A 17,099-nucleotide genomic window follows, 5' to 3' on the forward strand; every position below is an offset into this window, starting at 1 on the left:
ATTCAAATTTGTTTTAGCGTGAAAGATGGACAAGGCTACCATTCAAGCTGATGCGTGAACTTGGAGCTGGCGAAATGAGGACTGAACCTGCTGACTGTATCCCCCTCTTTGGATAATACGTATTCAATAAAGCTATACGCAGCAAAGCTAGGCAGCATCACCTCCTTAAAGCATGTTGTGAAGTATGTTTTAAAGTTAGCTGTGTAGGATAAGGTGTGTAGAATTTATAAATGTAGCAGGTAAAATGGTGTGTAAAGTCGATGGTGAGTCTTCGGTTGAGTTAATATTAGCTACCGTATTTGTGAGTAACGTGAGGTGAGTTGTTCGTTAGGTCAGTGGTTGTTAGAAAGTGTTAGCGGTTATCTTTTTAGCCATAAACCACAATAATGAAAGCGCTTTTTTAGTTGATATGAGGATAATAACACAAATAAATCAAATTACAAGATGCTTGAATCGAAAATAGAAAAAAGAAAAAGCCTCATGGGGTTGAGGCTTCAGTAGTTGAGGTTCGTTTCATATGAGCTTCTCGAAACATGAAGTAAAAGCATACAGCGGCTGTCACATACAACAATCCCGTTATACAAAATGTCAGGGCATACCCCCAGTAGCTTCCATAATGCGTAATGAGAGACGATTGTACGGTACCCATGCTAGCCCATCCTAACATAAAGGCAGTCTGGGTAAAGGAATTAGCGATCCCTCTCCTGCGGTCGGACACAAGGTCAACCATTAGGGTAGATTGAATAGGGTTAGCCGCATTCATAAGCGCTTGCCGAAATAAGAAGCTGACGGAAGCAATGACGAACAGGTTCGTAAAGCCGGTCAAGAGCAGAAAAGGCAATGACAGCAGTTGAAAATATACAACCGCGCGTACTTGGCCGACGCGCTTGGCTAACGATGGTCCGATCAGGATCGAAAAAATGGTCATTACTTGCCCAAGTGAAACCAGTAGGCCGACTGCCGTTAACGAGACGTGGAAGCGGTCGGTAAAGTACAGGTTCAAGTAGGGTACGACCAGGCCGGAGCCAAAGCCAACAAGAAGTTGGGCTAATGTAAATTGAATGATTCGTTTCCAGTCCTCATCCTGGCGCAAGCCTGACGGTAACGGGGAGGGTTGTTTCTCGACTAGTAAAGGCTCAGGCTGCACCAGCTTGTTTTCTTTTACGAACAGTAAGGGCACAAAGGAAGCGAGGCTGACTGCACCACCAACCATAAGTACCAATTGGAGACTGGATACTTTGTCCCAGCCAACGCCTTGCATCCAGTCGGCCCAGATGCCGCCTCCTATGCTACCGATAACCTGTGCAGCAAGCACCATAGAGAAATGGTAGCTGAAAATGTGCAGCCTTTGTGACTTGTCAATGTTGGCAGCAAGGAAAGGCACGGCAAGCACTTGATAAAAGGAAGCAAACAAGCCGGAGCACACAGCAAACAGTTGCAGCCCTAGTTCACCTTCGACATACGACCGTCCCATAAAGCTAAGTCCGGTAAATAAGGCGCCGATAATGAGGATGTTTTTCCGGCTAATGCGATCCCCTGCGAGGCCGATGGGGATAAACATCAGGGCGGTGGCCAGGGACTGTATGCTGACAAGTGTTCCATTCATCGCCTGATTAAATCCAAGTGCCTGAATATATAAGTTGTACAGCACCATAAACATGCCGCTTCCGAATTGATAGAGCAAATTAGAAATAAAGAACAGCTTAATATTCCGGTTCCAATGTTTGATTTCTGACCATAAATGATGAGGATAACGCATAAATAACCTCCGAGTATTGGTGAATGGCTTATCTATTGTATCAGGGGTTAATCTGGAAGGGAAAGGGAGGAAAGTCATAGTTTATTGCTAAAACAGCCTTATATCTGCCGATTGCTCCTGCTATCTATTAAACAGCAGTTAAATAGTCACGAAGCAAATAAAGACGAGATGCATGCGTTGTATATGTAACGGGGGGAGTAAGTTCTCCATATGTATGTCAGGGCGTGCCGGATTAAGAATTTGACAGTAAAAGTTTTACGAATATATAATTATATTAATAAAATAATAAATAGATTAATAATTAGATTAGCTATTAAATAGTAAAGCTATTGAATAAATGGGTGAACATAAATGATGAAGGGGGAGATGGGTTGTTTGATCAAGAGACGACAGCTTATAAGCTTGCGCAGTCTTTTATGCGATTAAGCAGGGCTGAGTGGCATCAACGTATGCATACTGGTAAAAAGCGCAGTGAGATGATGGTGTTGTTCTGTTTGAAACGTCGGGCACATGATGGAGAGCCAGCTATGCGAGTGTCTGAGATTAGCAGTTTGCTGCGAGTTGCTTCACCTACAGTTACACAGACTTTAAATGGTATGGAAAATAAAGGATTGATTCAAAGAGTCATGGACAAGCAAGATCGACGTGCAGTTCGGGTAAAGCTAACGGAAGCAGGCATGAAGTTGACAGAGGAAGGGGAGCAGCAATTTGCTGTTCATATGAACGGCCTCCTTACATACTTGGGTGAAGAGGATAGCGGTCAACTAGCCGAATTGCTGAACAAAGTATACGAGTATTACGACATGCTTAACAAGGAACATGAGCAGTATAAAGAGACATGTAAAGATGGAGTTGAGGAAACATGATGAAATTGTTTCGTTATTTAAAGCCGTATCGGCTGCCGATTGGAATTATATTGGCGCTTGTATTTGTACAATCGCTGTCTGAATTGTACTTGCCTACGTTAATGTCCGATATCGTTAACTTTGGTATTTCAAAAGGAGATGTACCTTATATATGGCAGATTGGGGGCATCATGCTCGCAGTAGCTATTGGCGGGACAATCTGTGCCATCATTAGCAGCTACATGTCGGCAAAAGTAGCTATGGGGTATGGTAAGTTGATGCGTGGCAAAGTATTTAACCATGTGCAGCACTTCTCTTTACAGGAATTTGATCAAATAGGGACATCGTCGCTAATTACAAGGACGACCAATGATATTACCCAAGTGCAGCAAGTGCTCGTTATGATATTGCGGATGATGATCAGTGCGCCAATGATGTGTATCGGCGGTATCATTATGGCGGTTAACAAGGACGCAAAGCTTACATTGGTGCTCGCAGTCGTCATTCCCATTTTGGCTTTGGCGATATTTGCGGTAGCGAGCAAAGGCATACCTTTATTTAAAGCGATGCAAAAAAAGCTGGATCACCTCAATTTAGTGCTGCGTGAAGGTTTGATCGGTATTCGTGTAATCCGCTCCTTTAACCGAACGACTCATGAGAAGCAGCGCTTTAATGACGCCAATACAGATTTAACGCAGACAGCAGTCAAGGTTAACCGGATTATGGCGTCACTTATGCCGATTATGATGTTGGCGTTTAACTTTTCAACGATTGCTATTATATGGTTCGGCAGTGAACGGATTAACGCAGGTAGCATGCAAGTAGGCGATTTAATGGCATTTATCCAATATGCGACCCAAATTATGTTTTCCCTCGTTATGGTCTCGATCATATTTGTAATGATTCCGCGTGCTTCTGCTTCGGCAACTCGTATTAATGAGGTGTTGGACATGGAGCCTGTTATTCGGGACCAAGTGAATGGAAAGCAGACAACCAGCCAACACGGATATGTTGAATTTGATCGTGTTACGTTTAGTTACCCTGGAGCAGAAAATCCTGCCTTGTCCAATATTTCATTTAGCGCCCGCCCAGGTGAGACAACTGCGATTATAGGTGGCACAGGATCGGGCAAGTCCACGATGCTTAACTTAATTCCGCGCTTCTACGACATTGACAGCGGGCGAATTCTCGTGGATGGCATCGACGTCAGGGAGATGTCACATGATTATTTAAGATCGAAGATCGGACTCGTGCCACAGAAGGCAGTCTTGTTTTCGGGCACAATTGCTGACAACATCCGGTACGGTAAACAGGATGCTACCGATGAAGAGATAAGACACGCAGCAGATGTGGCACAAGCGACAGCCTTTATTAACGAAATGCCGGATGGATTTGAATCTATGATTGCCCAAGGCGGCACGAATGTCTCTGGAGGCCAGAAGCAGCGATTATCTATTGCTCGCGCCTTGGTGCGCAAGCCGGAGATTTATATATTTGATGATAGCTTTTCGGCGCTGGATTTCAAGACGGATGCGAAGCTGCGGGCAGCTTTAAAGGGAGAAACGGTAAATTCGACCGTCATCCTAGTTGCGCAGCGTGTTAGCACCGTTATGGATGCCGACCGGATTATTGTAATGGAGGAAGGCAAGATTGCAGACGTTGGTACGCATAAAGAGCTGCTAGAGAAGAGCGACGTATATCGTGAGATCGTGTCCTCGCAGTTGTCAGAGGAGGAGATTGCGTGAGTGACCTGAAAAAATCAACAAAGTCTGGCGGTAAGCATGGCGGCATGGGGCCGATGGGGCCTGGCATGATGATGCCTGGCGATAAGGCTAAAGATTTCAAAGGAACGTTAAAGCGGCTGCTCCGGTATTTAAAGCCTAGTCGCACGAAGTTGATTGTTATTTTCTTTATGGCCATTTGCAGTACGGTGTTCTCTATCGTCAGCCCAAAAATTATGGGGAAGGCGACTACGAAGCTGTATGAATTTACGATGGCCAAGCTGAACGGTTTGCCAGCCGTAATGGACTTTGAATTTATTAATCAAATCCTGCTGCTGCTCGTTGGTTTGTATTTGTTCAGCGCTTTGTTCAGTTATGTGCAGCAATATATTATGGCTGGTGTAGCGCAAAATGTGGTTTATGATATGCGGAAGGAAGTAAATAATAAGTTAAACCGACTGCCGCTTAAATATTTTGACTCACGGACGCACGGTGAAATTTTAAGCCGTGTCACCAATGACGTTGACAATATTAGTACAACATTACAGCAGAGCCTGACACAGCTTATTACATCTATTATTACGATTATCGGTGTCATTGTAATGATGCTGACGATCAGCCCGCTGCTGACGTTGATCTGCATGCTCACACTGCCACTAAGTGCAATCGTCATTAAGATGGTCGCATCGCGTTCACAGAAACACTTTGTGGGTCAGCAGAAATCGCTTGGTGAGTTGAACGGACACGTGGAAGAAATGTACACAGGACACAACATCGTGAAGGCATTCGGCCACGAAGATCAATCGCTTGCACAATTTGGTCAAATTAATGATCGTCTGTATGAATCGGGTTGGAGGGCACAATTTATATCCGGTATGATTATGCCGTTGATGAATTTTATCGGCAATATCGGTTATGTGCTTATCTGTGTTGTGGGTGGTATTCTAGTTACTCAAAAATCGATTGAAATCGGGGATATTCAGGCGTTTATCCAATATGCGCGCCAATTTACACAGCCCATCGCACAAACAGCCAATATCGCTAACATCATCCAATCAACGATAGCTTCAGCAGAACGTGTATTTGAAATATTGGATGAGACGGAAGAGGTTCCGGAAACTGAGTCTGCTGTAGCAATTGCTAGTCCCGCGGGCAGAGTGGAGTTCGACCATGTTCAATTTGGGTACAAGGCAGATGAGCTGCTGATCAAAGACATGAATGTTGATGTAAAGCCAGGTCAAACTATTGCGATCGTGGGACCAACGGGAGCGGGTAAGACGACCTTAATTAATCTGTTAATGCGATTTTATGAAATTAACGGTGGTGCAATTAAGATTGACGATGTGGACATCACACATATGAAACGCAGTGATCTACGCACCCTGTTTGGGATGGTTCTACAAGACACCTGGCTGTTTAACGGCACGATTCGCGACAATATCGCTTACGGTCGTGAGGGCGCTTCGGAAGCCGATATAATACGTGCCGCAAAGGCCGCTCATGCGGATCACTTTATTCGTACGCTGCCGAAAGGTTATGATACCGTGCTGAATGAAGAAGCGTCTAACATTTCACAAGGGCAAAAGCAACTGCTGACGATTGCACGCGCGATATTAGCTGACCCTGCAATCTTGATTCTGGATGAAGCGACAAGTAGTGTGGATACACGCACCGAGGTTCATATCCAGAAGGCGATGAATCAATTAATGCAGGGCAGAACGAGCTTCGTAATCGCGCATCGTTTGTCCACCATTCGTAATGCGGATCTGATTCTGGTCATGAATCAAGGAACCGTGATTGAGCAAGGCACACATGATGAGCTGATGCAGCAGAAAGGCTTCTACGCCGACCTGTACAACAGCCAATTTTCAGACTCCGCACCAGCGGTCATCTAAACGCAGCGCCATTTCATGATAACCCGATGCACACCATCCCTTTGTATGGTGATTGTGATCGGGTTTTTTTATTAACTAAATATTTACATTCCTATAACGACCACTTGACACTTGTGAAGTAAGGTATTTATACACCTACTATAAAGAAGGCTGACAGATGACGGATGTAGACAAGCCTGCACGCAAGAGAGCCAATCCTTCACGGGTAATGGTTTGCTTTAGGTTGTTTATTGTCTTTGTTGTAGTGGTGTCATATGAAAAATTTCCACCTGTGGCCTCGCCAAGCAAAATTGGCGTTGACGAATCAGGTGTTGTTTGTGTTGTCAGGATGTGGTTATCGGGTCTTTAACATGGATGGCAGAGTGGATAAGCTATTTTCGTCTAAATACATCGTAAATAAGGGGGGATGTAAAATGCCACGTATTATGATTGCTTCAGCCGACGGCAGTCTGCGTGCGCAAGTACGTGATATGATCGCCAGTCAAGGCTACGACGTCTGGTTAGAAGTCGCTAGTAGGGAGGAGGCTCTTTGTACTTTAGAGCAGGTGTTGCCCCGCATCGTGCTTGCTGACATGCTGCTGCCAGCAAGCGGTGGGCTGCGACTGATGCAGGATATCGAGCAATCTCAGCTGCCGGTGGCAATGATCCTGCTCAGTCCCGTATGCAGCTACGACTATGTTCACCAAGCCTTACAAAGTGGAGCGGTTGATTATCTCGTCTATCCATTCGAGCCGCAAGAGCTTGCACAAGCTTTGCGGCGAGCCGAGAAGCGCTGCGGCATGCTAGAGGGCAATCGCCGCCTCGTGTTATACATGATGCAGCTATTTCACGATATGCATGCCATCAAGCCTCATGAGCTGCTAGAGCGGCAAGAGGAGCTGTTACGGCACATCTTTCGCTTAAAACATAGCTATGGCGGGGTGCGTGAGATGTATATTCGTATGCTGCAAATGAAGTGGAATCAGATGTTGAAGTCTTATGAGCTGTCGTCAGAAACAGGAGAGACCCAGAACGAGCAGCTTGTGTTGAAGTGTTCCGAAGATGAGGCCCGGATCAGATGTTATTTCCAACAAATTGCGGAACTCTGGTTAGAGCAATCCGCCAAGCTTCACGGACCGAACAGGAGGCTTCTTATGAAGATGGCTTGCCTGTATATTAACGAGAACTACAAACAGGAGTTTACGTTAACACAAATCAGTGAGCGTTATGGGATGAGCGTATCTTATTTTAGCAAACAGTTTAAGCACTATTCTGGTGATACGCTTGTGAATTATGTAAACAAGGTGCGCATTCAAAAAGCGAAGCAGCTTCTGATGCAGCCCCAACTTAAAATATACGAAGTTGCACATGAGGTCGGTTACTCCACATTGCAATACTTTAATCGCGTATTCAAACAGGTTGAAAATGCGACTCCGCTGGAATACCGCAGGAAGATTGGTTTATAGAGGATAAGATTTTGTGAAGAACAATATTGACGAATAAATAGCCAGATTGTTTCATTACTTCGATCCTGCTGCTCTCTATACTTTACTGGTGTAGGGGGTGGTTCAACGCAAGCAGCGAGGCGGAATCATCGTTGGTTCGAGAATAACGCTCGCTAGTCCAATAGTAGGTTGAACAACAGTAGGAGGCCGTGAAACGAATCATGAAACATATAAAGCGCACCATGTCGCTATTATTAATTGTCATGTTGCTGACATCTTTAGGCAGTCCAATGGGTCAGGCTATGGCAGCGGACACCGGATCTCCGTCGAATGCTCAAGTGCTGGATGAACGCCGGATGAGTATTGGGCCAGGTGCAACGTATGTATGGCAGGACATGAAATTAAAGCAAGGCTTGGAAAAAGTACACTACGTTGAATTTGACCCGTCCAATCCGATGCTGGATGTACAAGCTGGAAGGACCAATGGAAAAGTATATGGCATGACAGGCGTTACGCAAATGGCAAACGATGCAGATAAGCCTGGCAACCGCGTCGTTGCGGCTATTAACGGGGACTTTTACGACATGTCAACAGGTGTCCCGCTAGGTTTGTTTATGGATAGCGGTCGCATTTTGGTCAGTCCTCCATATAAAACAGATTGGTATGCGTTTGGGCTACGTGAGGATGGTACAACGGTTTATGATCTGAGTCCAACGTTGGAGCGAACAATTACGATCGGCGGAGATATCGTTAACATATCGCACATTAACCGTATGCGTGATAACTCAGAGTCGCTTATGCTGTACACGAGTGATTTTCATACTTCGACGCTGACAAATGATCTGGGCGACGAGGTTGTGCTGGACGTGCTCAGTGGAGAAGTGAAGAGCGGGAGCAGCTTAAAATTAAAAGTGGCAGACATACATAAAGATAAAGGTGATACCTCATTAACAGATGGTCAGGTTGTATTGTCTGCCTCGGGCAAGTATCGTGATGTACTCGCGAAGTTAAAGCGCGGCGATGAGGTTGAGGCTCATTTTGAAATGGAGGATGCTTGGAAAAATGTCAAAATGGCCATTGGCGGCGTTCACATTTTGCTGAAGCAGGGCACAGTTCAGCCTCATGCTGATAAGACTTTACAGCCGCGTGTTGCCATCGGAACGAAGGCAGACGGCTCGATCATGATGATGGTAATTGACGGTCGAGCACCTGGCTTCAGTGAAGGAGTCTCGTACGATGACCTGGCGCTCATTATGAAGCAGGCCGGGGCTGAAGATGCGCTTTGTTTGGATGGCGGCGGATCATCTACCTTTGTAGCCAGACTTCCTGGTGAGCCAAAACGAAGTGTGTTAAATCAGCCATCTGATGGACATGAGCGAAAGACGGCGAACGGCATTTTACTCGTAAATAAAGCGCCTGAAGGGCCTGCTCATAAGTTGGTTGTCCAGCCTTCGTTTGAGCGCGTGCTTACAGGGTCCACTGTCGCGTTTAAGTCGGCAGGCGTTGATGCATCCGGTCATCCAACGTCTATGACAGCGTCCCCTACTTGGAACGTTGACGCCGCAGTGGGGAGCATTGATGCACAAGGACGGTTTACAGCCGGTACTGTAGCAGGAACTGCTGAAATCCGTGCCGCGGCGGGATCGCTGACTGGCAGCGGACAGGTGGAAGTGGTAGATACGTTAACAGAATTGAGATTACCAGATGCTGTACGTACGGTTACGTCAGGCGGCAAGGTACCGCTAAGTGTAACGGCGCTGCGAGACGGGCAAGTTATTCGGTCATCCCAAAATCAATTTGACTGGAAAGTGGAGGGGCCTATTGGCACTGTGGATGCCAATGGTGTGTTTACCGCTACTAACGATACACAGAAGGAAGGACGGGTCATCGTCAGCCATAAAGGGGTGACAGCGTCTATGGATGTGAAGGTAGGACTTCCGCCTATTATACTGGAGGATTTTGAAAACGGGGTTGACCGCTATCACGAGTCATCTGGTGCACGCTTCAAACGGGTGCGCGCTTCTGAGGAAAGCAGCGAAGATTTTGTTCGCTTCGGGCAAAAGTCAATCAAGTTGGAATATGACTTTAGAGAGCAATTGGGTACCTCTGGTGCATATGTCGCGGCAAAAGACAAATCGCAGTGGATTGAAATTCCAGGGTATCCAGAGAAAATAAGCGCATGGGTATACGGAGATGGCAAGAAGCATTGGCTTCGTTCACAACTGCGGGACGGTAATGATGCTGCTGTCGGCATCGACTGGATCGACGCTTCGATCGGTGTGGATTGGGTCGGTTGGAAGTATGTCGAAGTAAACGTTCCGAAAGGTAGACCACTCCCGCTGCGGATCGATCAGCCTTTTCGATACATGGAGACAAATAACAATAAGAAGGATGAGGGGGTACTATATTTTGATCAGCTTCGTGCTTTGTATGGGCCTGTTCAGGATGATATGAATCCGCCTCTTATTAAAGATGTTACGCCTCAGGACGGCGCCACTGTTCATACCAACACACCTAAGATCCAGGTCGTGGCTGAGGATGATGGATATGATGCAGTGAAGCATCCAGGCACGACGTTGATTGACCCTAACTCGATACGTATGTATGTGGACGGTGTACAGGTTAACGCTACTTTGTATCCACCAAAGGGACAAATTCATTATACACCGTCAGTGCCGTTGGCTGATGGCGTTCACGCCGTCAGGGTGAGGGTAAAGGATGAGTCAGGCAACATGACAGAGAAAAACTGGACGTTTACCGTAGATACAGGGGCTTCCAAAATAGTGTACAGCGGCAATCCAGAAGTGTATGCAGGTGAAACGTATACGGTAAATATAAAAGCTATCAAAGCCGCCGAGATCAGATCGGGATATGTTGAATATCGTTATGATCGACAATTGGTCGATAGTGTTCAAGTAGATAAACATGTCTCGTTAACGGAAGCGCAGCTAAGAGCTGATGTGGATGAAGCGAAGGGGATGGTGAGAATTACCTTTAACGATTTGAACACGTCTTCCTTACAGGATGATCAAATTATGGCTGCTATCCGCTTCAAATTAAAAGCAGAAGCGGAAGGTCACTTTAAGCTTCATTTTGAAACAGGAGCTTTTAAGTTAAAGGACAAGGGTGAGACATTATTCGCTTTTTATGGACTTCCTGTTGAAGCGACCATTAAAAATCAATTGCAATTGACTTGGGAAGAGGATGGCATCGCTCACGGTTATGAGACGGTGTTCCATGTGAGAGATGAGCAAGGACTGCCGGTAGAAGGAGCATCAATTGTTACGGTGGATGGTCTATTGGTAGGTGTTACTGCTGCGGGTGGTCAGGTCCAATCTTCTATACTGACAGCAGAAGTAAAAGAATACGTGATACGTGCGATAAAAGCAGGACAATACAGCCGTACCCACAAATTTAAAGTATCCAAGCTGTTTGGCACGGCGAGTCCGCATAATATTAGCGTATCGATGGGAGTGGATGCGTCCAGTTCGCGTGGTTTTACGTGGCACACCCATCCTAATACGACGAATACTGTAGTGGAACTGGTCAAGAAGAAAGACTTTACGGACTTTACTAGCAGTTCAGTGCAAAAAGTAATCGGCAGCAGTTACATTTTTAATACAACCGATATTGGTACTGTACGCGTGCATAAGGCTGTAGCTGAAGGGTTGGAGCCAAATACCACATATGTATATCGAGTTGGTGATGGAAGTGGAAATTATAGTGCAGAAGGCAGCTTTAAGACGGCAGGTTTAGGGGATGAGCGTACTAAATTTGTGTATATTGCAGATTCACAAGCGACGGACGATGCCGGTTTTAAGCTGTGGGGTGACATTTTAGATAAGGCAATGACAGATCACCCAGATGCACAATTTTTGTTACATACCGGCGATATTGTGGAGGATGGCTATAAAGAAAATGAATGGAATTTGTGGTTTAAGCACGCACAGGAGCAATTGCTAAAAACCACGATTGTATCTGTGGTAGGGAATCATGAGGTTACGGGGCCTAATAAAAATGATTATTTCCTGGCTCACTTTAACCATCCACAGAATGGAATCGATAAGTTAAAAGGTACCAGTTATTCTTTTGACTATAAAGATGTTCACATTGCAGTCTTAAATAGTGAATACGAGTTTGAAGCGCAGCAAGAGTGGCTGCGTCAAGATTTAGCTGCCACTAAAAAGAAGTGGAAGCTCGTTACGTTCCATCGCGGGCCATATGGCAGCGTTTATGACACGGAACATATTCGGAAACAATGGGCTCCTGTGATGGATGAATTTAAAGTGGATCTTGTGCTTAACGGACATGATCATGTGTACATGCGAAGTCATCCGATGAAGGGAGAACAGGTCGTAGGGAACGGTGAGGGCACAACTTATGTCATCGCTGGCTCTTCCGGACCGAAGTTCTATGCGATCTTTGACCGTTATTGGCAGAAGGTTGTGGATGACGAGAAGACGCAAATCTACACAGCAGTTGAAGTGGAAGGCGATGAATTAAAGTTTGTCGCCAAAACCAAAACGGGTCGCGTGGTGGATCAATTTGTACTCACGAAGCCTGAAAGTAAGCCGGAACAAATCTTAATCGATCGTACGCAAGCAGAGATGGCCGTAGGGGAAGCGATCAAGCTGAATGCAACCGTAATGCCAGAGGGCACTTATGACCGTTCAGTAACATGGTCCGTCTATCAAGCGGTGCCGACAAGCCCGACAACTGGACGTGATGTCGTACAAGTGACGCCTGACGGTGTCGTCACAGCACTTCAGCTTGGTCAGGCATGGGTTCGGGCGCAAAGTGTTGTCGCTTCCGTGTATGCGGACGCGTTGATCACAGTCAACCGTCCACAGCAGGTTGAGATTAAAGGAGTAGAAGTAAGTCCGACTATTGCTAAGCTGAAAGTCGGAGATACGTTGCAGGCACGTGCCGTTGTTTTACCAACAGATTTGGCTAGTCAAAGTGTCGTCTGGTCGGTATACGGCTCGCATGCAGCAGGTATCGTTAAAGTGACAGATCAAGGCTTGATTACGGGACTTAAGCCCGGCACGGCTTTGATACGGGTGATAAGTCAGGTGGATAGCTCTAAGTATGCAGACATGCAGCTCACGGTAGAACCATCAGGACCTGTAATTGTACCTGTGCAGAACGTGATGTTAAGCCGTTCTAGTGCGACTTTGAAGGAAGGCGAAGGGCTGCAATTGACGGCAACAGTTCTTCCTGCTAATGCCACCAATGCATCCGTCGTCTGGTCGGTGTACGGCCAATCCGCTATGCAGGACATTGTAGAAGTGTCTCAAACGGGCTTTATTAGGGCGATGAAGGAAGGAAAGGCCATCATTCGGGTAACGAGCTTAAGTGACGTTAGCAAGTATGCTGATTTCACGCTTACAGTAGTGAGACGGACAGAAAGTGGTGGTGATACTTCCACTCCGAATCAGCCAAGCAGGCCAGAAACAGGCAAGCCGGACACTGACAAGCCTAATATTTCAGATACCGCATATGGCGTAAAGGTGGTTGCTGGTCGTATTACGGGAACAGCTCAAGTTGATGTCAACAATCGGCATGCCGTAATAGAGCTGCCAAGCAAAGTGTGGGAAGAGGCATTATCCCAAGCTAGCGCTGATGAAGGCGGCGTGAGACGGGTCCGATTCGATGTGGCGGGGACAAAAGATGCGGTACAGCTTGAGGTGAAGCTGCCAACAGCTGCTGTTGCAGCAGGCAATCTCAAGACTCGCCTCCTACTGGTGACCGATATGGCAGAGGTTGTGTTCGCGTCGAATACATGGTCTTCTTCTAACAGCAGCAATCAGATTTCCTTGATTGTGCGCAAAGAGGATGCGGCCGCCATCCCGTCCAGTTTATTTGTCCAAGTAGGTAATCGGCCTGTAATCAGCGTTTATGCGAAGCAAGGAGAGCAGCTGTTATCTTGGAACAAAGCCAGTGAAGCATCACGTATCGGGATAACTTACAAGCCGCAGCCGGCTGAATTAGCGAAGACGCAAGGAATTATAGTGTGGCATATTAATGAAGCGGGAGTAGCAGCCATCATCCCGAATGGTCGATACGATGCCAAGTCAGGTGCTGTGCAGTTGTTATCACAGGAGCCAGGAACATACGCGATCGCATATGTGAATCACACCTTCCGTGATGTCCAGTCGATGGTCTGGGCTCGTGAAGCGGTGGAGTTCCTTGCCGCGCGTAACGTGGTGAAAGGTGTTGACGGCAACAGCTTTGCGCCTGCTCGTAGTGTGACTCGCGCAGATTATATCGTAATGCTGGTGCGTGCTTTGGGGCTGACTGCCCAGCACAGGTCTGGTTTTATGGACGTGGCCAGTGATAAGTACTATTACGAAGCCGTTTCTATTGCGAAATCGCTTGGCATTACACAAGGTGTTGGTCAAGAACGATTTAAACCAAATCAAGCTATATCACGCGAAGAAATGATAGTGATGACTGCACGTGCACTCAAGCAGGCCAATAGGCTGGATGTGGCCTATAACCCGAGTGTTATGTCTCCATTTGAGGATGCCAAGCAAGTAAATAGTTACGCAGCTGCGAGCGTATCTACTTTAGTGGAAGCGGGCGTCCTCACAGGCAGCGGGAATCGGTTGTATGTACAACGTCATGCTTCGCGTGCAGAAGTGGCGGTTCTACTTACACGGGTTCTTCAAGTCGTGTATTAAATAGCAGATTACGATCGTCTAGTTGTTCAAACACAGAGAAGAGATATAACGGCTTGCTGTTGTATCACCCTAACAACCCAATGGATCAACGGAGTAGTATCGTTGTTCTGTTGGGTTGTTTTTTATGTATGGAGAGGCTCTACTCTAGCATTCATTTAATCTTCTAAAGGCAAATAAATATCGATGATACACGCTACTTGTTCAAGGGAATCCAATTGATGTGCGATTTCATGGCGTCTTTTTAAAAGATCCTTACGCATGTTTACGACAATATCATTTTCGAGATTCTTGATTTGCCGACGCTGTAACGGAAAAACCTACTAGCTTGGTTATACGACGTTCTAACGTTTGCATTGGTGTGGTTGTCATAACGTCACAACTCCTTATATAGAGGGTAAAAATAGAAATTTAGCTGATTTTCAATTGATTATAAAATCTACCATGCAGTAAGGGAAGCCGTTTCAAGTTTGGGATGGCTTATGTTCTTGTTGACACTCACGTGTCAACTGCTGTTTGTTATGGAGCTAACCTGATGTAACGAATAGCAGACGGAATAAAGGTGATCGTGTATGAAATGGCACAAAATGAGTGGTTACCAATGCAGTCATTGCCAGTTTAATGAATGAGCTTGCTTGACTTTGCTTTTTTCACCAATACAGCGCTGCTGCGGTTAATTGATGTTTTTAGAGCTAGTCCGATAACTAGGAAAATACCGGCATAAATAACCATCATGAGCAGATCTCGCTGAATGATATCCCACAATATGCCCCCTACTGCTTCACGCATCATACTAATGGCATATGTAAAGGGAAGATAGGGATAGATCGCCTGAAAAAAAGGCGGTGTTACCTGTATGGGGAAAGTCCCCCCTGAGCCGGCTAGCTGAAGTACGAGCAGCACAATCGCTAACGCTTTGCCGACGTTGCCAAACACGGATACAAGTGTGTAAACAATTAACATAAATACACTGCTAATAAGCAGTCCGAACAGGATAAACCAGCTTTTGTGCAGCACATAAGCACCAAGGATATACATATCCCCTACTGTGACAAAGAAAGATTGGAACCATGCAATCGTCAAAAATGTGAGGTAGCGTCCAAAATAAATCTGGTAGTCCTTGTATGGCGCGTTTTCCTCATGTACGTCTACTGTGAGCAGCGAGACCAACAGCAGTGCGCCGACCCAGAGCGACAGCGTCGTAAAGAACGGTGACATAGCCGAACCATAGTTTGGGATAGGGTAAAGCTTATTTTCCTTTAATCGCACGGGCTCTGCAAAAAACTCACTTTCCTTCTCAAAATTGTTTTTGAGCAGATCAATAATTTCATTCAAATCGCCACGTGCTTCAATTGCACGAATTTTATCGGCTACATCCTTTATTTTTCCGCGAACAGCAGGTAAATTGCTCTTTATCGTTTGTATTTCCTTATTGCCAATGACTAGCGCCTTAGAGGCATCCTCCAGTATGCTTTTCACATCTGGCATTCGCGAAATGCCCTGCTGGAGCAGCTTGCTTGTATTTTGCACCGTTTGTTGTGCCTTCTTCACACCTTGTGTAATTTCAGGTGCAATTTCTGTGTCAAAGCGATTATACAGTTGGCGGCTCATATTTGCGGTGCTCCCAGCAGCACTGTTCAAACGGCTAATGAGCTCGTCTGAGGCATTTTCGCCGCGTTGTATGGCATCCTGAAGCTCTTTGACGACAGCTTGCTGTTGTTCCAGCTTATTCGTTAATCCTTGCACCTGATTCGTAATAAGCGAAGGCTCCCCTGGGAGCAAGCGACCAAGGCGAGAGAACCAATCAGCAATACCAGATGACACACGGATAGCGGATTGAAGTCGTGTATCCGTTCGTTCCAAAGTGTTGAGCACAAGCGAGGGTTTCGCGTTGACATCCTGTAATAAGGAGGTTACATCCTGAGTCGCGATCGCTGTTTGTTCGATAGAACGAATGTCCTGTTTGATGTAAGGTGCTATTGCCTCAATGCCCTCGTTGCTATATGTCAGAAGCTCTGACACACCTTGTGCAAATACGGCCCCTTCTTCAGCAATTTGCGCGACTAGGGGGAGACTCTGCTTGGCCTCCGCAACGATCGCATTCGTTTTGCTCACATCGGTCAGGGCAGTATCTACTGCTTGGGCAATTTGCGGAAAGTTCTGCTCTAGCTTAAAGACGAGACTCCTTACTTTCTCAATTGTGGGCAATTCATTTTTAAGTTCCACACCAACCTCGTTAAATATTTGAAAAATGGTGCGATTTGCGGTTTTTACGAAATTAGAGCTCACTTGTTCAATAATGCTGGATGCCCCTTTGGATGTAATTTTAGGTGAGATCGCGTTTATTTTTTCATTGACATCGTATTCGATTTCAGCCTTGATTGGATTGTCGGTTAATACGGTTCCGATTCTGGCCGAAAAGTCTTTGGGAATGACAATGCTGGCATAATAGTCGCCGTGCTGAACGCCGCGATAAGCTTCCTTCTCATCTAAGAAAATCCAGCCAATGGCGTGGTTTTCTTTTAGAGAGGCTATAATTTCACGTCCGATGTTAATCGGTTTGTTTAAAATTGTAGTGCCGGCATCATTGTTAGCAACCGCAATCTGAATCCCTTTTGTATTGCCATAAGGGTCCCATGAGGCCTTGATATTAAACCAAGCATAGAGAGAGGGTAGAACGACAAGTCCGCCGATAATAATGGCTGCTGCCCAGTTGGTAACGATTCGGGATAAATCGGTTTTGTATATCGAGAAAATGGTTTTCATAAGTCCTCC

At 46.0% G+C, this 17,099-nt stretch carries 8 protein-coding genes; 6 read left to right on the top strand and 2 right to left on the bottom strand.

Translation table 11 applies throughout. The features are described 5' to 3' along the window. Positions 1-478: 478 nt before the first annotated feature. Complete coding sequence (locus H509_RS0103215; protein WP_028543798.1) at positions 479-1,759, bottom strand: MFS transporter; 1,281 nt, start codon at positions 1,757-1,759, stop codon at positions 479-481. A gap of 341 nt (positions 1,760-2,100) precedes the next feature. Here H509_RS0103215 and H509_RS24125 point away from each other — a divergent pair, with 341 nt between their 5' ends. The 6 genes from H509_RS24125 (at position 2,101) to H509_RS24130 (ending at position 14,327) form a co-directional block, all read left to right on the top strand. Beyond that, a complete protein-coding gene (locus tag H509_RS24125; RefSeq protein ID WP_245595973.1) occupies positions 2,101-2,625 on the top strand; it encodes a MarR family winged helix-turn-helix transcriptional regulator in 525 nt (174 codons plus the stop codon). Then, positions 2,622-4,349 carry an ABC transporter ATP-binding protein gene (locus tag H509_RS0103225; RefSeq protein ID WP_028543799.1) on the top strand — a complete coding sequence of 576 codons (1,728 nt, stop codon included), beginning with the start codon at positions 2,622-2,624 and terminating at the stop codon, positions 4,347-4,349. Before H509_RS24125 ends, H509_RS0103225 begins: the two co-directional genes overlap by 4 nt. A gap of 44 nt (positions 4,350-4,393) precedes the next feature. Continuing rightward, a complete protein-coding gene (locus H509_RS0103230) occupies positions 4,394-6,220 on the top strand; it encodes an ABC transporter ATP-binding protein (protein WP_157277438.1) in 1,827 nt (608 codons plus the stop codon). A gap of 157 nt (positions 6,221-6,377) precedes the next feature. Continuing rightward, positions 6,378-6,569 (top strand): hypothetical protein, encoded by a 192-nt coding sequence (locus H509_RS27935; RefSeq protein WP_028543801.1) that lies wholly within the window; start codon positions 6,378-6,380, stop codon positions 6,567-6,569. A 64-nt stretch (positions 6,570-6,633) separates the two neighbouring features. Beyond that, complete coding sequence (locus H509_RS0103240; protein WP_036695984.1) at positions 6,634-7,665, top strand: response regulator transcription factor; 1,032 nt, start codon at positions 6,634-6,636, stop codon at positions 7,663-7,665. Between the two features lie 200 nt (positions 7,666-7,865). After that, on the top strand, positions 7,866-14,327 hold the full coding sequence (locus H509_RS24130; protein ID WP_036695987.1) for a phosphodiester glycosidase family protein: 6,462 nt from the start codon (positions 7,866-7,868) through the stop codon (positions 14,325-14,327). A 615-nt stretch (positions 14,328-14,942) separates the two neighbouring features. Here the strand turns inward: H509_RS24130 and H509_RS0103255 are convergent. After that, positions 14,943-17,090, bottom strand: a complete 2,148-nt coding sequence (locus H509_RS0103255; protein ID WP_028543803.1) for a YhgE/Pip domain-containing protein — start codon at positions 17,088-17,090, stop codon at positions 14,943-14,945. Positions 17,091-17,099 lie beyond the last annotated feature (9 nt).

The organism is Paenibacillus taiwanensis DSM 18679, from assembly GCF_000425125.1.
Lineage (GTDB): Bacteria > Bacillota > Bacilli > Paenibacillales > Paenibacillaceae > Paenibacillus_B > Paenibacillus_B taiwanensis.